We start from the raw sequence: 20,746 nt of genomic DNA, 5'->3' as shown, positions 1-20,746 counted from the left end.
CCACCTCCTGAAAAAAATGTCCGGCTATTCTAGCTGCAAGTGATCCAGACGCGTCGGTTTACATGCCTTGCACCGCAGGTAGAATGGCGCCCTTCCCACATCAGCCCGAGCGGACTTCATGGCGTTGCCGACCTTACGGATCATTGGTTTCATCATCGGCATCTTCCTGATCACCCTGGCCGTCGCCATGGTCGTGCCCATGGCCACCCTGGTGATTTTCGAGCGCACCGGCGATCTGCCGTCGTTCCTCTGGGCGAGCATGATCACCTTCGTCGCCGGCCTCGCGCTGGTGATTCCGGGGCGTCCGGAACACATTCACCTGCGCCCCCGGGACATGTACCTGCTGACCGTCAGCAGCTGGCTGGTGGTGTGCATTTTCGCCGCGCTGCCGTTTTTGCTGACCCAGCACATCAGCTACACCGACTCGTTCTTCGAAAGCATGTCCGGCATCACGGCCACCGGCTCGACCGTGCTCAACCATCTGGACGATATGTCCCCCGGCATTCTGATGTGGCGCTCACTGCTGCACTGGATCGGCGGCATCGGCTTCATTGGCATGGCGGTGGCGATCCTGCCGCTGCTGCGCATCGGTGGCATGCGCCTGTTCCAGACCGAATCCTCGGACCGCTCGGAAAAGGTCATGCCCCGCTCGCACATGGTGGCGCGCCTGATCGTGGCGGCGTATGTCGGCATCACGATTCTCGGCAGCCTGGCGTTCTGGTGGGCCGGGATGAGTCCGTTCGATGCGATCAACCACGCGATGTCGGCGATTTCCACCGGCGGGTTCTCGACCTCCGACCAGTCCCTGGCCAAGTGGACGCAACCGGCGGTGCACTGGGTGGCGGTGGTGGTGATGATTCTCGGCAGCCTGCCGTTCACCCTGTACGTGGCGACGCTGCGCGGCAACCGCCGGGCGCTGATCAAGGATCAACAGGTGCAGGGTTTGCTCGGGATGTTGCTGGTCACCTGGCTGGTGCTCGGTACCTGGTACTGGTGGACCACCAACCTGCATTGGCTGGACGCATTGCGCCACGTGGCGCTGAACGTGACGTCGGTGGTCACGACGACGGGATTTGCATTGGGGGACTACAGCCTGTGGGGCAACTTCTCGCTGATGTTGTTCTTCTATCTGGGCTTCGTCGGCGGCTGCTCCGGCTCGACGGCGGGCGGGATCAAGATCTTCCGTTTCCAGGTCGCCTATATTCTGCTCAAGGCCAACCTTAATCAGTTGATTCACCCACGGGCGGTGATCAAGCAGAAGTACAACGGTCATCGCCTCGACGAGGAAATCGTCCGTTCGATTCTGACGTTCTCGTTCTTCTTCGCCATCACCATCTGCGTGATCGCCCTGCTGCTGTCGCTGCTCGGCGTGGACTGGATGACCGCGCTGACCGGCGCCGCCAGCACCGTGTCCGGCGTCGGCCCGGGGCTGGGTGAAACGATTGGCCCGGCCGGCAACTTCGCCAGCCTGCCGGATGCAGCCAAGTGGATTCTTTCGTTCGGCATGCTGCTCGGCCGACTGGAGATCATTACGGTGTTTGTACTGTGTATTCCGGCGTTCTGGCGTCACTGATCGCGTTTGGCGCCTCCAGCAACCGCGCCCGGTAATCGCCGGGCGTGGTGTCGAACCAGCGGCGGAAGGCGCGGAAGAAATTGCTCGGGTCGGCAAACCCCAACAGATAGGCAATCTCCAGCAAGGTCATGCTCGGCTGCGCCAGGTATTGCTCGGCGAGTTCGCGGCGGGTGTCATCGAGCAACTGCTGAAAACTGGTGCCCTCCTCCTGCAAGCGCCGTTGCAAGGTGCGCTGCGACAGATGCAGGGTCTGCGCCACCGTATCGCGCTTGGGTTCGCCCTGGGGCAGCAAACGGCACAACACCTGACGCGCCTTGTGGGTCACGCGACTTTCAGAAAACCGCGCCAGATATTCCCCGGCAAACCGGTCGTGCAACAGCGCCATCGCTTCGTTGGCGGTGGGCAGCGGCGCTTCCATGTCGGCGCGCTCGAAGATCAGCGCGTCATACGGCGCGTTGAACACCAGCGGTGCATGGAAGGCTTGTTTGTAGGGTTCAAGATCATCCGGCTCATCGCCCTGCACCAGCACTTTGCGCGGGTGCAGCGTACGCCCGGTCAGCCAGCCGCACAGCGCGAGTGCGCAGGCCAGTGACGCTTCGGCACTTTGCCGGGTCGGCGGCAGATGATCGCCATGCACCGTCAGGATCAGCGCATAACCTTCGTCGAGCAGACGAAAGCTCAGGTCGGCACTTTCGGCGATGATCCGCTGATAACGCACCAGTCGCTGAAAGCCTTCCGCCAGCGTATTGCTGGACATCAGCGCATAGCCCGCGACATGGAACGAAGCCGGCCGCACCACCTTGCCCATGTTCAGGCCGATCGCCGGATTCCCGGACAGCTCGACCGCCCGTTGCCAGAGTCGGGTCATGGAATCCTGCGGGAAGCGTGCGTCCGGATCCTCCAGCGCCGCATAGTCGAGCCCCAGCTGTCTGAACAAAACCCGGCAATCCAGGCCGTCCATTTCCAGTGCTTTGACAATCCCCATCGCCCAGCTTGCAGAAGTCGTTCGTTCGCTCATGGCGTTTTTTCTTGAATGACATGATGAGCCGCATACTACGGCCGATTTCCCAAGGATAGTAAAGTGGCGCCGATTGTCACTGGCCGACGCCAATGATCACTCTAGACTCAAATAAGCTACCCGCCGAACAACTTGCAATCAGAACAATAACCACAGAGATCGCAGTCGTGGAAACCATCAAGCATTTCAACAGCTTCGCCGAGTTCTATCCGTATTACCTCAGCGAGCACAGCAACAGCACCTGCCGTCGCCTGCACTTCATTGGCACGACGCTGGTGATCTTCATTCTCGCCCTGACCATCGCCAAGGGCGCCTGGCTGCTTTTGCTTGCCTTGCCGCTGGCCGGCTACAGCTTTGCCTGGGTCGGCCATTTCTTTTTCGAGAAAAACCGCCCGGCCACTTTCCAGCACCCGCTCTACAGCCTGCTCGGCGACTTCGTCATGTACCGCGACATGATCCTGGGCCGCGTGCCGTTCTAGAAACTCCGATCAAGAGGATTGCCGATGAATGCCACTGCCCGTTTCACCCACATGAAGGACGGCACACAGGAAGACTGGGCGATCATCGCGGCGGATTTCAGCGCCTACGCCCGTCAACTGTCGAGCCGGATCGTGGCGCACCTGAAACTGCTTGAAGGCGATTTCGGCGGCTTCCCCGTAGATCGCCTGACCCACTCGCTGCAAACCGCCACCCGCGCCTTTCGCGACGGGCGCGACGAGGAATACGTGGTCTGCGCCCTGCTCCACGACATCGGCGACACCCTTGGCTCCTACAACCACCCGGACATCGCCGCCGCCATCCTCAAGCCGTTCGTCAGCGCCGAGAACCTGTGGATGGTGGAAAAGCACGGGATCTTCCAGGGCTACTACTTCTTCCATCACCTGGGCATGGATCGGCACCTGCGCGAGCAGTTCAGCGACCATCCGCAGTTTCTGGCGACCGCGGAGTTCTGCGCCAGATATGACGCGGCGGCGTTCGACCCCGAGTACGACACCCTGCCGCTGAGCTTCTTCGAACCCATGATGGAAAAGCTGTTCGCTCAGCCGAAAAACTCGATCTACAAAGCGGCGATGGAAGAACACACCTCCGCATAAAGACAATCCCGCTCCCACAGGGGCATCGCTCAGGCCAGTTCGGCAACCTTCGCCGCTTTCAGTTCGGCCTCCCGCGCCTGCGCATCGGCCAGGCGATACAGCTCGATCGTGCCGTCCCAGTGCTCGATCAGCGCTGTGCACGACTCCACCCAGTCGCCGCAATTGAGGTAATCCACCTCACCGACCTTGCGGATCTCGGCGTGGTGAATGTGCCCGCAGACCACACCGTGCAGCTCGCGCTTCACGCATTCGTGGGCGATGGCTTCCTCGAAATCGCTGATGAAGCTGACTGCGGTCTTCACCTTGTGCTTGAGATAGGCCGACAGCGACCAGTAGCCGTAACCGTATTTCGCCCGCCAGTGATTGAGCCAGCGGTTGAGGGTCAGGGTGAATTCGTAGGCCGAATCGCCGAGGAACGCGAGCCAGCGGTGATAGCGGGTGATCACGTCGAACTGGTCACCGTGAATCACCAGCAGATGCCGACCATCGGCCGTGACGTGCACTGCTTCGTCGACCAACTGGATGTTGCCCAGAATCAGCTTCGAATAACGGCGCAGGAATTCATCATGGTTACCGGTAACGTAGATCACCTCGGTACCGCGCTTGCTCATCGTCAGCAAACGGCGGATCACGTTGGTGTGCGCCTGCGGCCAGTACATGCCGCCGCGCAGTTTCCAGCCGTCGATGATGTCGCCGACCAGGTAGATCTTGTCGGCGTGATAGCCCTTGAGAAATTGCGAAAGATGCTCGGCCTGGCAATCCCGCGTGCCCAGGTGCACGTCGGAGATCCATAGGGTGCGCACCCGTTGTTTACGGCTGGGTCTGGCGAGCTCGGCGCTGGTCATGGGCAACCCTCTGCGATGTTTTCGCCACTGTGCGCGCGCCCGGTTAATCGACCATGACAGGTGTGCGTCAGTCTTGTGACAAACGCGTCGCCCCTGCGCCGGTGTAGACTGGCGGCTCGCCCGGAGACCGCCATGCAACCGATCCTGACCCTGCGCCATTACAGCCACGACCTGATCGCCCACAGCCACGACCATGCGCAACTGGTGTTCGGCCTGTCCGGTGCGCTGGATTTCGAAGTCGAAGGGCATGGCAGTCAGGTATTGCAGCAGAGTTTCGTGGTGATCCCCGCCGGTGCGCATCACGCGTGCGGCAGTCCCAAGGGCAGCCGCTGTCTGGTGCTGGATGTGCCGGACGAGCAATGGCTGACACGCTCGCTGGGCGATCATGCCGATGCCAGTCGCCGCCTGCTGGACAACGCGGCGCGTCTGTCGCTGGATGCCGGGCAGGGTCAACTGGTCAGTTGGCTGGCGAACAGTCCGGTGGATGATCCGCTGATTGCGCAACAGGGCGCAGTGTTGTTGCTGGCGAGTCTGAACCACGTACCACCCGCCGAAATCGTCGCGCGCCGCCTGCCCTACGCGGCGCTCGATGCCCACATCGAGCAGTACGCGGCCTATCCGCTGCAAGTCGCGGATCTGGCGCGCGTCGCCGGGTTATCCAGCGCCCGGTTGCATGCACGGTTTGTCGCCGAATGCGGGCAGACGCCGATGGACTACATTCGCAGTCGCCGGCTGCACAAAGCTGTCGCGCTGTTGCGCAACACCACGCTGCCCATCGGTGAAGTGGCCAGCCGCGTCGGCTACAACTCGCAAAGTGCGTTCTCGGCCGCCGTCCTGCGTGAATTCGGCACGTCTCCTACACAATTGCGACGCGAGGCTGACGACAAAAGTCGATAGCCTGCCGACAGACTTTTCCGTCGTGACACGCTTCAATGTGTGCCTGAAATGGTGTTTGGAAAAAGGACTGCAATGACTCCCCGTACTGCCCTCGGCGCCCTGCATATCGGCGCACTGATGTTCGGCCTGACCGGCGTCTTCGGCAAACTCGCGGCCGCAACGCCAGCGGTCATCGTGTTCGGACGCGCCGCGTTTGCCGTGCTCGCCCTGGCGTTTTTCGCCCGATTCGCCCAACAGGGCGGCTGGCAGAAACTGCAGGCCGTGGACTGGCGCCGACTGGCCCTGAGCGGCGTGCTGCTGGCCGGGCACTGGGTGAGTTTCTTCATTGCGGTCAAAGTCGCGGGCGTCGCCATTGCGACCCTGGGTTTCGCCAGTTTCCCGGCCTTCACGGTGATTCTTGAAGGGTTGATCTTCCGCGAACGCATCCGCGCCAACGAAATCGTGCTGGTGGTGCTGGTCAGTGTCGGGCTGGTGCTGGTGACCCCGGCGTTCGATCTGGCCAGCGGCGCGACCACCGGCCTGCTCTGGGCGATCCTGTCGGGCCTGCTGTTTTCCCTGTTGTCCCTGACCAACCGCGCCAGCTCCGGACGCATCCCGGCGGTGCAGGCGGCACTGTGTCAGAACGTGGTGGTGGCGCTGTGTCTGCTGCCGGTGGCGGCGCCGCAACTGAGCGAGGTGCGGGCCATCGACTGGTTGTGGATCGGTCTGCTCGGGGTGTTCTGCACCGGTGTTGCCCACAGCCTGTTCGTCGCCAGTCTGGCGGTGATCAAGGCGCGCACCGCAGCGGTGGTGTTCGCCATGGAGCCGGTGTACGGGATAACCGTAGCGTGGCTGCTGTTCAATGAAGAGCCGACCCTGCGCATGTTGATCGGCGGCGCGCTGATCATCGTTGCCATCGTGGTATCGAGCCGGCTGTCAGGCAGCAACGACAAGAAAACCGTCGCGGCCGAGGCTGCTTCTCACTGAGTACGGTCGTTGTGCCCTAGATCGCGATCTGGGTCGATCTGATCGCGCACCCGCTGCTTGAGTACCTTGGCCTCCGGGAAACCGCCGTCGGCCTTGCGTTCCCAGATCTGCACATCGTTGCAGGCGATGTGGAACACCCCGCCAGTGCCCGGCACCAGTGACACTTTGCCGAGGTCGTCGCCGAAGGTACTGAGCAGTTCTTGCGCCAGCCACGCGGCGCGCAACAGCCACTGGCATTGCGTGCAATAGGTGATGACGATTTCCGGTTTTGTGACGGTCATGATCGCTGAAACTCCTGAGCCAGAGGGGCGCCGCTATAATAGCCGGCTTTATCGCTCGCCCCGAGACTCACGATGCGTCGTCTTCTGATCTGCCTGTTGCTTGGTTTCCTGCCGCTGTTCGTTCATGCCAGTGAGGCCACACGCCCGAAAGTCGGCCTGGTGCTGTCCGGCGGCGCGGCCCGGGGGCTGGCGCACATCGGTGTGCTCAAGGCTCTGGAAGAGCAAGGCATCAAGATCGATGCGATTGCCGGCACCAGCATGGGCGCGGTGGTCGGCGGGCTGTACGCCTCGGGATACAAGATCGACGAGCTGGAAAAACTCGCCCTGACCATCGACTGGCAGCAGGCGCTGTCCGACGCCCCGCCCCGCGAAGACGTGCCGTTCCGGCGCAAGCAGGACGACCGCGACTTTCTGGTGAAACAGAAACTGAGCTTTCGCGATGACGGCAGCCTCGGCCTGCCATTGGGCGTGATTCAGGGCCAGAACCTCGCGCTGCTGCTGGAAAGCCTGCTGGCCCATACCAGCGACACCCGGGATTTCGACAAGCTGCCGATCCCGTTCCGCGCCGTGACCACCGACATCGCCAACGGCGAAAAAGTGGTGTTCCGCAAGGGCCATCTGCCCCAGGTGATCCGCGCCAGCATGTCGATCCCGGCGGTGTTCGCCCCGGTCGAACTCGACGGCAGACTGCTGGTGGATGGCGGCATGACCGACAACATTCCCCTCGATGTGGCCCGGGAAATGGGCGTCGACGTGGCCATCGTGGTCGACATCGGCACCCCGCTGCGCAACCGCAAGCAACTGGTGACCGTGGTCGATGTGCTGAATCAGTCGATCACCCTGATGACCCGGCGCAACTCCGAAGAGCAACTGGCGACCCTGCATCCCGATGACGTGCTGATCCAGCCGCCACTGGCGAGTTTCGGCGCCACCGACTTCGGTCGAGGCCAGGAGATGATCGACGCCGGCTACCGCGCGACCCAGGCCCTGAACGTGCGCCTCGCCCGCCTCAAACCCGTGCAGTCACAAGACGCTGAGCTCAACGCCGCCCGCGCGCCGGGCCAGCGCACGCCGATCATCACTGCGATCAAGGTCGAGAACGACTCGAAAGTCGGCGATGACGTGATCCGCTATTACATTCGACAGCACATCGGCGAACCGCTGGATCTGGGCCGTCTGCAAACCGACATGGGCACCCTCTACGGCCTCGATTACTTCGAGCAAGTGCAATACCGCGTGGTGCACAAGGGCGCTGATCACACGCTGGTGATCAGCGCGCGCGGCAAACGCACCGGAACCGATTACCTGCGAGTCGGCCTGAACCTGTCGGATGACATGCGCGGCGACAGCGCCTTCAACCTCGGCGCCAGTTATCGCATGAACGGCATCAACCGCCTCGGCGCGGAATGGCTGACCCGGGCACAGATCGGCGATAAACAAGAGTTGTACAGCGAGTTCTATCAGCCGCTGGACGTGGGCTCTCGCTACTTCGTGGCGCCTTATGCATCGTTCGCCGCACAGAACGTCGATTCGGTCCTGGACAATGATCCGATCGCCCAGTATCGCGTCGAGCGCTACGGCTTCGGCCTCAACTTTGGTCGACAGATCGGCAACAGCGGCGAAGTCCGTTTCGGGGTCGGCGAGGCCTGGGGCAAGGCGGATGTGCGGATTGGCGATCAGGACCTGCCGAGCGAAAACTTCAACGAAGGGTTCTATGCGCTGAAGTATTCGTTCGACTCGCTGGACAACGTTTACTACCCCCACGAAGGCGAAGACATCGGCCTGACCCTGGTGCAGTACGAACCGAGCCTGGGTTCCGACACGCGCTACCGGCAGTGGGAGTTCAAACTGGACAAGGCCATGAGCAGCGGCCCGGATACGCTGATTCTGGGTGGTCGTTACGGCCGCACGCTGGACGATGCCAACGTGGTGACCTCCAGTTTCCTGCTCGGTGGCGCCCGGCAATTGTCCGGTTTCCGCGAGGACGCGATCTCCGGGCAAAACGTCAGTCTGATGCGCGCGGTGTATTACCGCCGCCTCACCCCGCGCTCGTACCTGCCGCTGGACTTCCCGTTGTACGCCGGTGCGTCACTGGAACGCGGTCGGGCGTGGAACAACGACAATGAATTCGACAGCGGCTACATCAACGCGGCCAGCGTGTTCATCGGCTTCGATACGCCGCTGGGGCCGTTGAATTTCAGCTACGGCTTGAACGATGCGGATGAACAGGCGGTGTACCTTAACCTCGGCCAGACCTTCTGATAGCGCTCAGCGAATCCCCGCCAACAGCGTGCGCGCCGTTTGCCTGAGGGGTTCATCAGCCTCCTTGAGCAGTTCGTTGAGCAAGGCAATGGCGCTGTCGATATCACCGTCGTCGATGCAGGTCTGGGCCTGTTCGAGTTTGCCGGCGTTGGCGGCGTCCGAGGGTTCGGGTTCGGCTTCCGCAGCCTGTAGCTCCAGCGGTTCCAGCGACAGCGACGGACCGGGATCGCCAAACTCGTTGAGAAAGTCCTCGTCCAGTGGCTGCGCTTCCGGCTCGGCGATCCATTCCAGCTCGGCGGTTTCCTCATCGTCGGCAAGGGTTTCGGCCAATTCGAAATCCTGTGGCAATACCTGCAGATCGGAGCCGAGCGTTGATGGAACCTGTTCATGCGCAGCCGTGCTGGGGCGGGTTTCCTCAAGATCCCAACTGGAAGCCATTGAGAGCTGATCCAGGTTCAGTTCGAAATTGTCTTCGGCTACCGGCTCCACAGGCGTGGAAGGTTCGATCGGCAGCGCAGCAATCACCGGGGCCGCCGCCACCAAAGGTGCGGCACTGACCAGTTTCGGATAGCGGGCGCGAATGTCCTGCAACCGCTGATCCTCGACCCCGAGCTGGCGCAGGCGGTTTTCCTGCTCGTCATAGGCCGGCGTATCGCCCTGTCGACCCAGCACTTCAAGCAACTGCACGCCAAGATCGATGCGCTCCGGCTCCCGCTGCAACGCATCGCGCAACATACCGGCAGCCTCGCCCAACCTTCCGTAAGCCAGATAAATACCGACCGCCTCCAGCACATCGCCGTTGGCGTGTTCTTCGCGATGTTCCACAGCACTGTGAACGGTACTCGGCTGCATCGGTTCGGCGTCGTCGACCGGAGGTTCGTTTCGTACCGGCAGGAACGGTGTCTGCGCCTCGGCCCCTGGCGCCTGCTGACGTTGTCGGCGCACGTACAACCCTGCCACCAGTAATCCCAGTACCAGCAGCAGTCCACCGAGCAGCGGCCAATTGAGTGAATCTTCCTGAGACTCGACCGGGGCAGTGACCGGCGCCGGCACAGGCGCCACGGGTGCGACAGGTGTCGGCGGCGTCTGTTGCACTTCAATCAGACGGGCCTGTAAATCACCGAGCTGTTTCTTGCCATCAGCGATCAGCACTTCCTGCGCCTGAAGCTTCACGTTCAACTCATCGATGGTTTTTTGCAGTTGCTGGTTCTGCACAAGGCTCGCCGCCAATTGCTCGGCCTGCGCGTCGGCGACCGGGGGCGGTGGTTGTACAGGCGCGGCAGGTTTGGTCGGCGTAGTTGCGGAGGGGGCCTCGGGCGTCGGGAACTCCGACGATTGCGCTCGGGCATCCGGCTCGTCGGAGGCAGGGACAATCCCCGGCGAACCCGGCGGGTCGATCAATACGGTGAATTCGCGCAGCAGGTGACCATTGGGCTGATCGAGCCGCACCAGGAAATTCAGGAAGGGTTCGTTGACCGGTTTGGTCGAGGTCACCCGGATCATGTTGCGATTACCGCGCAGGATCGGGGTGAATTTGAGGTCATTGAGAAAGAACACGCGCTCGACGCCGGCGCGGCCAAACTCGTCCGCCGTGGCCAGGCTGACTTTGAGTTCGCTTTCGCTGAGCCCTCCGACATCCACCAGGGCGATGTCAGCCTTGAGCGGCTGATTGAGGGCTGAATGCACGGTGATATCACCGAGCCCCAGCGCCAATGACGCGGTGGACCAGGTGAGTACACCGGCCACCAGCAGCGAATTGGCGCAACGCAGTACCACGTGCCGACTTCCGAGCATGAGCATCCCTTGAATAAGCAAAACCGACTTCTATGCGTTCGCACATCCGGTACGAACACGATATTGCCCAGTAGTTCTTATAGTCTGCCCAGCGCGATCTCTCAAAAAAACGGCACGCGGTTGTGCCTCAAGACTTTTCCAGATTGGCCAGAATGTGCCCGTGAACCCGCATGCACACCTTCATATCGGCCTCATCGATGCCCTCGAACAATTCCTTGCGCAGTTGCGTGGCGATGGTTTCGATCTGTTCGATCAGCGGCAGGGCCGGTGCGCATAACACGATTTTTTTCGCCCGGCGGTCTTCCATTACGGACTGGCGTTGCACCAGACCCTGGCTTTCCAGGCTGTCGAGCAGACGGGCCAGAGTCGGCCCTTCGACGCCGACGCTCTGCGCCAGCTCCCGCTGGGTCGGCGCCTCTTCGAAACGCGCCAGATGCAGCAGCACCAGCCAGCGTGCCTGGGACAAGCCCAGGCCGGCCAGCCGGCGATCCAGTTCGGCACGCCAGCCACGGGACATCTGGGCCAATTGCATGCCAAAACGGTGTTGATCGGTTAACGGCATAAAACACTCATGATTAGACTGAACAAATAGAGAAAAACTAATTATTAGTCAGCTAAGCATGACATCTGCCTATAGGCAAGAGGCGCCCTGTACTGAATCGTTACATCGGTATGACGGTTGGCGTAAACGCCCTCTCACATTTCGAATTCAGATTGCAGCGCAGCCCTGACGCAATACAGCACGCCTTCCGGTACACGACCGGCAAACAGCTCGGCCACTTCGGCGACCGACGGCAACTCGCCTTCGCCGTCGAGGAAAGCGTCCTGGACTTCGCCCATCAGGTCTTCCGGCAAATCCAGCGCCTGTTCCAGCGACAGCTGCTGCTTGCCGATCGCTTCGGCGAGCATGGTGTAGACGTTCTTTTCCGAGCACTGCAACTGGCCGGAGATCTGCAACGGCGTCATGCCGGCGCGGGCCAGGGTAATCAATTCGTGGCGCACATCGGCCACCACTTTCGGCGCTTCGGCCTCGCCGCCGAGCACTTCGAGGAAGGCCTCGCCATAACGCTCCAGCTTGCGTGCGCCGACGCCGCTGACCCGGGCCATGTCCGCCAGCGAGGTCGGCTGGCTGCGGAGCATTTCCAGCAAGGTTGAATCGGGGAAAATGACATACGGCGGCACGCCGTGTTCTTCCGCCAGTTTGCGTCGCAGGGCGCGCAACGCTTCCCACTGTTCGCGTTCTTCGCCGCGCACCAGCTGGCTGGCCGGGCTCTTGCTGCCACTCTTGGCGGTGACTTGCGGCTTCAGGTCGCGGCGCAGCTCCAGACTCACTTCACCCTTGAGCAGCGGCCGGCAGGTATCGCTCAGGCGCAGCCCGCCGTAGCCTTCATGGTCGACATCCGCCAGACCACGGGCAACCAACTGACGGAACAGCGAGCGCCACTCGCTCTCGCTCAGCGCCTTGCCGACGCCGTACACCGACAGGTGCTGATGGCCGAAGCTGCGGACCTTTTCGTTGTCCTTGCCCAGCAGCACGTCCACCAGATGGCCGACGCCATAACGCTGGCCGGTGCGATAGATCGCCGACAACGCCTGACGCGCAGGCTCGGTGGCGTCCCAGGTCTGCACGCCGTCGGTGCAGTTGTCGCAGTGGCCGCACGGCTCGGGCATGTCTTCGTCGAAATACGCCAGCAGCGCCTGACGGCGGCAGCGGGTTTCTTCGCAGAGCGAAAGCATCGCGTCGAGCTTGTGCTGCTCCAGACGCTTGTGGCGCTCGTCGCCTTCGGAGTTCTGCAGCATCTGCTTGAGCATCACCACGTCTTGCAGACCGTAGGCCATCCACGCGTCCGCCGGCAGACCGTCACGGCCACCACGCCCGGTTTCCTGGTAATAGGCTTCAAGGGATTTCGGCAGGTCGAGGTGAGCGACGAAGCGCACGTTGGGTTTGTCGATGCCCATGCCGAACGCCACGGTGGCAACCATGATCAGGCCTTCCTCATTGAGGAAGCGCTTCTGGTGATAGGCGCGCAGATCATTGGGCAGACCGGCGTGATACGGCAGCGCCGGGAAGCCCTGCTCGGTAAGAAACGCGGCAACCTCTTCGACTTTCTTGCGCGACAGGCAGTAGACGATACCGGCATCGCTGCGCCGCTCGGCGAGGAACGCCAGCAACTGCTTGCGCGGCTGCTCCTTGGGCACGATGCGGTAGAAGATGTTCGGCCGGTCGAAGCTCGACAGGAAACGTTCGGCGTTCTGCAGGTGCAGGCGGGTGACGATTTCTTCGCGGGTGCGCTTGTCGGCGGTGGCGGTCAGGGCAATGCGCGGCACGTCCGGGAACATTTCCGCCAACTGGCCCAGTTGCAGGTATTCCGGGCGGAAGTCGTGACCCCACTGCGATACGCAGTGCGCTTCGTCGATGGCGAACAGCGCAATGTTCAAGCCTTGCAGGAACGACAGCATGCGCGGCTGCACCAGACGCTCCGGCGCCAGATAGAGCATTTTCACTTCGCCGCGCTTGATCCGGTTGGCGAGGTCGCGCTGTTGCTCGGCGCTCAGGGTGGAGTTCAACGCGGCAGCGGCCACGCCCAGCTCTTCGAGGGTGGCGACCTGATCGTCCATCAGCGCGATCAGCGGCGACACCACCACCGCCAGGCCGTCGCGCAGCAGCGCCGGCACCTGGAAGCACAGCGACTTGCCGCCGCCGGTCGGCATCAGGACAAGGGCATCACCGCCACTGGCCACGCGCTCAATGATTGCACCCTGACGGCCACGGAAACTGTCGTAGCCGAAGATGTCCTTGAGGACGCGCTGAGCCTGTTCGAGCATAAAAACTCCAAAAATCCACCGAAACATCCCTGCACAGGCTGGTTCAAGACAGCCGAAGCTGCTTTAAACAAAACGTAAGCGCGCATTGCATCGCGCCGTACAAAAACAGCCGCGACACCGGCAGGGATCGCAAAGCGCGGCAGTATACCCGAGCCCTCCCCGGCAAAGGGCACCGCCGATAAGAAGCTTGTACGGGCAAATCTGCCGTGCGGCTGGCTTGAGGGCTCAAGAAGGCCTAGAATTCCCGCATTGTTTATTCCCCCAAGGTAGCCCTTTAATGTCCTTCGCCGAGCAACTAACCCGCCTGCAAGTCTTCCTCGACGCCGACGAGCTGCATGAAGAGGCGCTGGACTACGTGGCCGCTCACGGTTACCTGACTGCGCTGTCGATCTGCGCCGACGTGGTGCCGGATCGTGAGTGGATCGACGCCCTGTTCGCCGAAGAGCCGCATTACAGCAGCGAAGCCCAACGTGAAGAGATCGAAGCCACGCTGATCGGCCTCAAGGCCCACATTGCTCGCCAACTGGCGTCGGATGAAGAATTCGAGCTGCCCTGCGAGCTGGACCTGGGCGACGACCCGGACGACTCCGAACTGCGCGGCTGGTGCATCGGTTTCATGGAGGGCGTGTTCCTGCGCGAGGCGGCCTGGTTCGAAACGGCCGAAGAAGAAGTCAGCGAAATGCTCCTGCCGATCATGGTCGGTTCGGGCCTGTTCGACGAACAGCCCGAGTTCGAAGACATCGCCAGGGACGCCAACCTGATGGACGACATGATCGTGCAGATCCCGGAAGCCCTGACCGCGCTGTACCTGCTGTGCCAGGCACCCGACGAAAAGCCGGCGATCCTCAAGCCACGTCACCACTAAGATCCGGCCTATGGACAACCCCATAGGCAACCGCCCCCTGATGCTGCGCTACATCCTGCTGGCCATCGGCTGGCTGAGCGTGGCATTGGGGGTGATCGGGATATTCCTGCCTGTTCTCCCCACCACTCCCTTCCTACTGCTGGCAGCCGCCTGCTTCGCCCGCAGCTCTCCGCGTTTCTACCAATGGCTGGTCGAGCATCCCCGGCTCGGGCCATGGATTCGCGATTACCTCGATGGCAACGGCATACCGCTTAAAGGCAAGGTCTACGCGATCGGGCTGATGTGGGCGAGCATTCTGTTCTCGTGCTACCTGGTGCCGCTGCCTTGGGCGCGAGGGTTCATGTTGACGAGTGCGGTGCTGGTGACGGTTTATATCTTGCGGCAGAAGACACTACGAAAATCGTGAGCAGCCGTAGACTGATCCGCCTTTCTTTCTGAACGTGATTTTTTTGATCTCCGACGTCGTGGTTTGCAATTCTGACCGTTGGTCTGATAGCCCCGCCCACCTGTAATTTCTGACAGTAGCACCTGTTTTGATGCGGGTGTTAGCTCACCCCTCTTGTTCATTTTCAAAAAAAGAGGCGGTGCATCATGTCAGTCAAATCAACAGGACCCACCAATGCTCCCAATGCATTGCCGGAGCCGTTTGCCCCTAAAATACCGAAAGCCACAGGGGCCGGCGATCACCTCAACTTCAATGATATGTACAGTGATAACGAACTCATCGTTCAGGTTCCCCATTACACGGGCATGGCGAGGGGGCATACCGTTCGCATCACTTTTGATAACCCTCGACACACCTATCATTCGGCCGTCGTGACAGTGGGCACTCCCGGTGTGATCAATGTGCCCGTGCCTCGCGTGGAAGTCGTAGATGCCATTGGCCATACCGTGAGTGTCTACTACACCGTGCGCGAGACTCCAGGGACAGCGCTGATTTATTCCCGCACCCAGTTATTGCACATAGCCCCCTATCCGTTCGACCTCCGGGCCCCCACACTGGCGAGCGACAAAAAAACCCTCAGCGTCAGTTACGTGGGCATGATCACTGGCTACACCGTACGTATTCGTGCCGTGGGTAAAACCGTGTGGGAAAGCGATGAACGCAAAGTCCAGACCGGGACAATTCCGACTTTTACGCTGTCGGGAGACTGGCTTGCCGCCAACAAGGGCGTACTGACGCTCATCAACTACAGCGTGTACAAATCCGGCAGTGGCGAACGGCTGATGTTTTCGAAAGTACTGAGAGAAATGTTCGGTGAGGCAGAGCCGGATATTCCAACCATCACTTCGCTCGTGGGTTTACCAAGCAATGTGGAAATCCCTGACGGCGGCACCACATCCGAAAGATTGTTTGCGATGAGCGGGAAAGCCAGGGCGAATGCCACCTGTTATCTACGTATCGACGGAGTCCGACAGCAGGGACTGATCGCCGTGGATGGAAGTCGCAACTGGACCTATAACACGGGCACTCAAACACCAGGGCTTCATAGTTATGCAGTTGAAGGCAACTATGATTCGGGGCCGGTATCGGCTCCGCCAAGAACGCTACGCATCGGCCTGTCAGCGACCATTCCAGTCGGGGATAGTCCGTCAAACGTCTTAGCTACCCCGGACGGCTCCCGTGTCTATGTGTGTAATTACAAAGGCAGTTCAGTTTCGGTAATTGATACCGCAAGTCAGACGGTTATCAAGACCATCAGCGTTGAGCAAGAGCCATCAGGCATCGCCGTCCATCCGAACGGCCTCGTTGTCTACGTATGCAGTTATTCCACAGCTGCAGTCTCGGTGATTGATACCCGAAGTCTGACAGTCATCACGACCGTCAAAATCGGAGGCTATTTAACTGGGATCGTCGTCCATCCGAGCGGCTCTCGTATCTACGCATGTCAATACTATAGCGGCGCAGTCGCGGTGATTGATACCCAGAATATGAGGGTTATCAAGACCATCGAGAACCTGCCAGCCTCATACAGAGTCGCCATCCACCCGGACGGCTCCCATGTCTACGTGACTCGGCTGGGATACAGTTCAGTCTCGGTGATAGACACCCGAAGTGAAACGGTTATCAAGACTATCAGCGCCGGGCAAAAACCTCGGAGTATCGCCGTCCGTCCAGGCGGCACCGTTGCCTACGTGACTGATTACGATGGCGGTACAGTCTTGATGATTGATACCCGAAGCTTGACGGTTATCACGGTTTTCGGCGTCGGGCGAAATCCTGAGTCGGTCGCCTTTCACCCGGACGGCTCCCGTGCCTACGTAAGCCTTCACACTGACAATCTAGTTGCGGTGATTGATACGCAGAGTCACGCGGTCATCAATACTGTCAGCGCCGGGCAATCTCCAGGCGGAATTACCGTCCTTCCGGATGGCACCCTCCTCTATGTCACTAATGCACCCAGTAGTACAGTCTCGGTTATTGCTGCGAAATAATTGAAAACGGAGACGTAGGAAATAGGAAATGGAGGAAATGGGGACGTATTTATTCTCCAGTCTCCGTCCTGAAAACCCGCCCTCCCGTTCAACGGGGATGGCGGGTTTTGTTGTTTCAAAATCCATGTTGAAGTGTGTTGAAGGATATGTCCGCAAAGCCACGCAACCTTGCGCCTTTGCCTACGCATCCGCCAGAATCCGCCGGCTTGTGCGCCTTGGGGGCGGGTTCTATTGTTTGGCGGTCGCTGAAAAGCAGCGATCGGGTTTAGCGATCCGGCCCACTACAGACGCAACAACACCCAATCCCGATTGCAGTCTCTTCTCTGCACTTGGCGTAATGGTGGCTGTGCGTGGGAGACCTTCGGGTCTACCCGGGGTTTCTGTGACCCGGATCGCTAACCTGCGTACAGCCGCCACCTTTACTTGTTTAGCGATGAGTCGTGGCGGCCAAATCCCATCACGGAGATTCGTCATGATCAAACCCACGCCAAACCCGCCCGAAACCGACCCCACCTCGCCCTACGAAACCCTCGACTCCAAGAAATTCCACGAAGCCGCCGAGCGCGCCCTCGATCACTACCTCAATCCCCTCCTTCCCCGAAAACCACTGCTCAAACCCGGCACCCGATACCTCATCGCCCCCGGCATCGACAGCGAAGAACTGCTGGCCGACGCCTGCGAAACCCTGACTTCGGCCAAGACCATGGCCAATGACTTCGCCGGGCTGGTGGATGGCTCGCATCGGCATGTGCTGTTGGGGATTGCGCAACTGATCATGCTGGGTGAGCTGGCGGTGAATCGAGTGCTGGATAATCTGGAAGTGAAGGCTGAGGCGCCCGCTGTAGCCTGAGCAAAGAAAAACCCGCCGTCTGATCGTTCCCACGCTCTGCGTGGGAATGCAGCCCGGGACGCTCCGCGTCCCAAAGAGCGGACGCAGAGCGTCCATTGAGGCATTCCCACGCGGACGGTTCGACGTGGGAACGATCAAGTGTTTCGAGGTGGGGGCGATCGACGCGCAAAAACACAACCCGCCGTCCCGTTTGATCGGGACGGCGGGTTTTGTCGTTTCAGCGCCATCGAACCCCCCTGTAGAAGTGTGTTGAAGGTTGTGTCCGCAAATGCAGGGAAATGGAAACATATTTATTTTCCCCGCATTCTGCTGGCAGCCGCCTGCTTCGCCCGCAGCTCTCCGCGTTTCTACCAATGGCTGGTCGAGCATCCCCGACTCGGGCCATGGATTCGCGACTACCTCGATGGCAACGGCATACCGCTTAAAGGCAAGGTCTACGCGATCGGGCTGATGTGGGCGAGCATTCTGTTCTCGTGCTACCTGGTGCCGCTGCCTTGGGCGCGAGGGTTCATGTTGACCAGTGCGGTGTTGGTGACGGTTTATATCCTGCGGCAGAAGACTTTGCGCAAGTCTTGACCGCTTGTCGTGACTGTCAGAGTTGACAGGTGCGCAGCATTCTTTTGATGGCGTTCCATGGTGCATGCCTGCAGCCTTCCGACGGAACCGGCTGGGCCCACAAAGGAACCTTTGCCATGAGCACCCAGAATCCGTTTTTTTCTTTTTTCAGCACGTTTCCCGGCGGGACCCCACTAAAGAACCCTGACATTACGCAATCCAAAGACATCGAGATGGGGGCTGACGGTCCACCCGGAGATCCGTTGGAAATTACCGACACCCATAACGGCGTCATCAAGGTTTTGACGCCGCCTGGTAGCGTGTTCAACACAAGCGGTCGATACCTTCATCGAGTGCAGAATATGCTGGACGGGGCGCACACCTTTGGCTTGCGTGCAAACTCCAGTTCGACGCCCTTTCACCAATGGGTACTGACAGTGGGCGCAGCCGAGACGCTGACGATTGAGATGATCAAAGGCTTGATCAGCGGGAAGGAGATTCCTGAGGGCTCCAGCACTTCCGAAACGTTGTTTGCGATGAGCGGCAAAGCCAGGGCGAATGCGACCTGTTATCTACGTATCGACGGAGTCCGACAGCAGGGACTGATCGCCGTGGATGGAAGTCGAAACTGGACCTATAACACGGGCACTCAAACACCAGGGCTTCATAGTTATGCGGTTGAAGGCAACTATGATTCGGGGCCGGTATCGGCTCCGCCAAGAACGCTACGCATCGGCCTGTCAGCGACCATTCCAGTCGGGAAAGAGCCAGTAGGTAGCGTAGCCCACCCGAACGGCTCCCATGTCTACGTGTGTAATACCAAAGGCAGTTCAGTTTCGGTGATTGATGCCGGTAATCAGACGGTTATCAATACCATCCGCTTGGCGCAAGACCCATCAGGCATCACCATCCACCCGAACGGCCTCTTTCTCTATGTGTACGGCGCCTTAGCCAGTACAGTCTGGGTGATCAATACTCAAAGTCAAACGGTTACCGCAACCATCAAAGTCGGAGTCACGCCAAATGGGATCGCTATCCATCCGAACGGCACTCGTGTCTACGTGTGTAGTGCCACTTACCGCTCAGTCACAGTGATTGATACCCAGAACCTGACGGTTATCAAGACTATCGACAACCTGCCAGGCTCACTCAGGATCGCCATCAATCCGAACGGCTCATACCTCTACGTGACTCAAGCAGGATTCCGTACAGTCTCGGTGATCGATACCCGAAGTCAAACGGTTATCAAGACTGTCAACGCTGGACAATGGCCTTTCGAAATCGCCGCCAATCCAAGCGGCTCTCATGTCTTCGTGACTGATAAAGAAAGCGGTACAGTCTCGGTGATTGAGACCCAGAGTCATACTGTTATCAAAGCTATCAGCGTCGGGCAACATCCTTCAAAACTTGCCTTTCACCCGGACGGCTCCCGTGCCTACGTATGCCTTTATCTTGACAATTTAGTCGCGGTGATTGATACGCAGAGTCAGGCGGTTATCAAGACCGACAGCGTCGGGCAAGGTCCAGGTGCAATCACCGTCCTTCCGGATGGCACCCTCCTCTATGTCAGTAATGCAGCCAGTAGTACGGTCTCGGTTATTCCTGCGAAATAATTGAAAACAGAGACGTAGGAAATAGGAAATGGAGGAAATGGGGACGTATTTATTCTCCAGTCTCCGTCCTGAAAACCCGCCCTCCCGTTCAACGGGGATGGCGGGTTTTGTTGTTTCAAAATCCATGTTGAAGTGTGTTGAAGGATATGTCCGCAAAGCCACGCAACCTTGCGCCTTTGCCTACGCATCCGCCAGAATCCGCCGGCTTGTGCGCCTTGGGGGCGGGTTCTATTGTTTGGCGGTCGCTGAATAACAGCGATCGGGTTTAGCAGCCCGGTTAACCTCAAGGCACGTTGGTGTCGCCAAAGTTTTGTTATGGCGGCTGTGACGTGGGGCACTTCGGTGCGCCGGGATCCTTGAGCCTGGTCTGCTAACCCGCGTTCAGCCGCCACCTAATTCGTTTAGCAGCGATGGATGACGGCCCCATTTCTCAAGGAGCTTCACCATGATCAAACCCACGCCAAACCCGCCCGAAACCGACCCCACCTCGCCCTACGAAACCCTCGATTCCAAGAAATTCCACGAAGCCGCCGAGCGCGCCCTCGACCATTACCTCAATCCGCTACTCCCCAGAAAACCGCTACTCAAACCCAACGCCCGCTACCTCATCGCCCCCGGTATCGACAGCGAAGAACTGCTGGCCGACGCCTGCGAAACCCTGACTTCGGCCAAGACCATGGCCAATGACTTCGCCGGGTTGGTGGATGGCTCGCAGCGGCATGTGCTGTTGGGGATTGCGCAGCTGATCATGCTGGGGGAGCTGGCGGTGAATCGGGTGCTGGATAATCTGGAAGTGAAGGCTGAGGCGCCCGCTGTAACCTGAGCAAAGAAAAACCCGCCGTCTGATCGTTCCCACGCTCTGCGTGGGAAT

The 20,746-nt window shown here is 60.0% G+C and carries 18 protein-coding genes and 1 pseudogene; 13 read left to right on the top strand and 6 right to left on the bottom strand.

Features of this window, described 5'->3' with window-relative positions; genetic code table 11:
* The first annotated feature begins 118 nt into the window (after window positions 1–118).
* Window positions 119–1,573: a TrkH family potassium uptake protein gene (locus IHQ43_RS07790; RefSeq protein WP_085666727.1), complete on the top strand. Its 1,455-nt coding sequence runs from the start codon at window positions 119–121 to the stop codon at window positions 1,571–1,573.
* On the opposite strand, the gene IHQ43_RS07785 is transcribed toward IHQ43_RS07790, so the two are convergent.
* Entirely contained in the window at window positions 1,530–2,591 is a 1,062-nt protein-coding gene (locus IHQ43_RS07785; RefSeq protein ID WP_202949245.1) for an AraC family transcriptional regulator, read from the bottom strand. The two genes, IHQ43_RS07790 and IHQ43_RS07785, sit on opposite strands and share 44 nt — an antisense overlap.
* A 167-nt stretch (window positions 2,592–2,758) precedes the next feature.
* On the opposite strand from IHQ43_RS07785, the gene IHQ43_RS07780 reads away from it, so the two are divergent.
* On the top strand, window positions 2,759–3,070 hold the full coding sequence (locus IHQ43_RS07780; protein WP_192563954.1) for an Mpo1-like protein: 312 nt from the start codon (window positions 2,759–2,761) through the stop codon (window positions 3,068–3,070).
* Window positions 3,071–3,094: 24 nt separating this feature from the next.
* Window positions 3,095–3,685 (top strand): HD domain-containing protein, encoded by a 591-nt coding sequence (locus IHQ43_RS07775; protein ID WP_192563953.1) that lies wholly within the window; start codon window positions 3,095–3,097, stop codon window positions 3,683–3,685.
* Between the two features lie 29 nt (window positions 3,686–3,714).
* On the opposite strand, the gene IHQ43_RS07770 is transcribed toward IHQ43_RS07775, so the two are convergent.
* Complete coding sequence (locus IHQ43_RS07770; protein WP_007958385.1) at window positions 3,715–4,530, bottom strand: UDP-2,3-diacylglucosamine diphosphatase; 816 nt, start codon at window positions 4,528–4,530, stop codon at window positions 3,715–3,717.
* Between the two features lie 132 nt (window positions 4,531–4,662).
* On the opposite strand from IHQ43_RS07770, the gene IHQ43_RS07765 reads away from it, so the two are divergent.
* Window positions 4,663–5,427: a helix-turn-helix transcriptional regulator gene (locus IHQ43_RS07765; protein WP_192563952.1), complete on the top strand. Its 765-nt coding sequence runs from the start codon at window positions 4,663–4,665 to the stop codon at window positions 5,425–5,427.
* Window positions 5,428–5,499: 72 nt separating this feature from the next.
* Entirely contained in the window at window positions 5,500–6,393 is an 894-nt protein-coding gene (locus IHQ43_RS07760; protein WP_192563951.1) for a DMT family transporter, read from the top strand.
* On the opposite strand, the gene IHQ43_RS07755 is transcribed toward IHQ43_RS07760, so the two are convergent.
* Window positions 6,387–6,674, bottom strand: a complete 288-nt coding sequence (locus IHQ43_RS07755) for an Rdx family protein (protein WP_192563950.1) — start codon at window positions 6,672–6,674, stop codon at window positions 6,387–6,389. The genes IHQ43_RS07760 and IHQ43_RS07755 overlap by 7 nt on opposite strands.
* Before the next feature lie 72 nt (window positions 6,675–6,746).
* On the opposite strand from IHQ43_RS07755, the gene IHQ43_RS07750 reads away from it, so the two are divergent.
* Window positions 6,747–8,936, top strand: a complete 2,190-nt coding sequence (locus IHQ43_RS07750; RefSeq protein WP_192563949.1) for a patatin-like phospholipase family protein — start codon at window positions 6,747–6,749, stop codon at window positions 8,934–8,936.
* Between the two features lie 6 nt (window positions 8,937–8,942).
* On the opposite strand, the gene IHQ43_RS07745 is transcribed toward IHQ43_RS07750, so the two are convergent.
* From IHQ43_RS07745 to recQ, 3 genes are all read right to left on the bottom strand, one after another.
* Complete coding sequence (locus IHQ43_RS07745) at window positions 8,943–10,730, bottom strand: motility hub landmark protein FimV (protein ID WP_192563948.1); 1,788 nt, start codon at window positions 10,728–10,730, stop codon at window positions 8,943–8,945.
* 127 nt (window positions 10,731–10,857) lie between these two features.
* Window positions 10,858–11,292, bottom strand: coding sequence for a MarR family transcriptional regulator (locus tag IHQ43_RS07740; protein ID WP_115076960.1), 435 nt, complete (start codon window positions 11,290–11,292; stop codon window positions 10,858–10,860).
* Window positions 11,293–11,426: 134 nt separating this feature from the next.
* The gene (recQ, locus tag IHQ43_RS07735) at window positions 11,427–13,556 is read right to left on the bottom strand and encodes a DNA helicase RecQ (RefSeq protein WP_192563947.1); all 2,130 of its coding nucleotides are present in this window, start codon (window positions 13,554–13,556) and stop codon (window positions 11,427–11,429) included.
* A 277-nt stretch (window positions 13,557–13,833) separates the two neighbouring features.
* Here recQ and IHQ43_RS07730 point away from each other — a divergent pair, with 277 nt between their 5' ends.
* The 7 genes and pseudogenes from IHQ43_RS07730 to IHQ43_RS07700 all read left to right on the top strand — a co-directional run bounded on the left by IHQ43_RS07730 (window position 13,834) and on the right by IHQ43_RS07700 (window position 20,698).
* Window positions 13,834–14,421 carry a UPF0149 family protein gene (locus tag IHQ43_RS07730; RefSeq protein WP_085605689.1) on the top strand — a complete coding sequence of 196 codons (588 nt, stop codon included), beginning with the start codon at window positions 13,834–13,836 and terminating at the stop codon, window positions 14,419–14,421.
* A 10-nt stretch (window positions 14,422–14,431) separates the two neighbouring features.
* Window positions 14,432–14,827, top strand: coding sequence for a YbaN family protein (locus IHQ43_RS07725; protein WP_065260960.1), 396 nt, complete (start codon window positions 14,432–14,434; stop codon window positions 14,825–14,827).
* A gap of 185 nt (window positions 14,828–15,012) precedes the next feature.
* Window positions 15,013–16,857, top strand: coding sequence for a beta-propeller fold lactonase family protein (locus tag IHQ43_RS07720; RefSeq protein ID WP_192563946.1), 1,845 nt, complete (start codon window positions 15,013–15,015; stop codon window positions 16,855–16,857).
* A 472-nt stretch (window positions 16,858–17,329) separates the two neighbouring features.
* Complete coding sequence (locus tag IHQ43_RS07715; RefSeq protein WP_192563945.1) at window positions 17,330–17,707, top strand: DUF6124 family protein; 378 nt, start codon at window positions 17,330–17,332, stop codon at window positions 17,705–17,707.
* A gap of 297 nt (window positions 17,708–18,004) precedes the next feature.
* Window positions 18,005–18,283, top strand: a pseudogene (locus tag IHQ43_RS07710) (YbaN family protein); the annotation flags it as partial.
* Between the two features lie 116 nt (window positions 18,284–18,399).
* Window positions 18,400–19,875 (top strand): beta-propeller fold lactonase family protein, encoded by a 1,476-nt coding sequence (locus tag IHQ43_RS07705; protein WP_192563944.1) that lies wholly within the window; start codon window positions 18,400–18,402, stop codon window positions 19,873–19,875.
* 445 nt (window positions 19,876–20,320) lie between these two features.
* Window positions 20,321–20,698 carry a DUF6124 family protein gene (locus IHQ43_RS07700; protein ID WP_192563943.1) on the top strand — a complete coding sequence of 126 codons (378 nt, stop codon included), beginning with the start codon at window positions 20,321–20,323 and terminating at the stop codon, window positions 20,696–20,698.
* The last annotated feature ends 48 nt before the right edge of the window (window positions 20,699–20,746 follow it).

The organism is Pseudomonas gozinkensis (genome assembly GCF_014863585.1).
In the GTDB taxonomy this organism is placed as follows: Bacteria; Pseudomonadota; Gammaproteobacteria; order Pseudomonadales; family Pseudomonadaceae; genus Aquipseudomonas; species Aquipseudomonas gozinkensis.
This window is presented reverse-complemented; position numbering and strand designations above follow the sequence as displayed.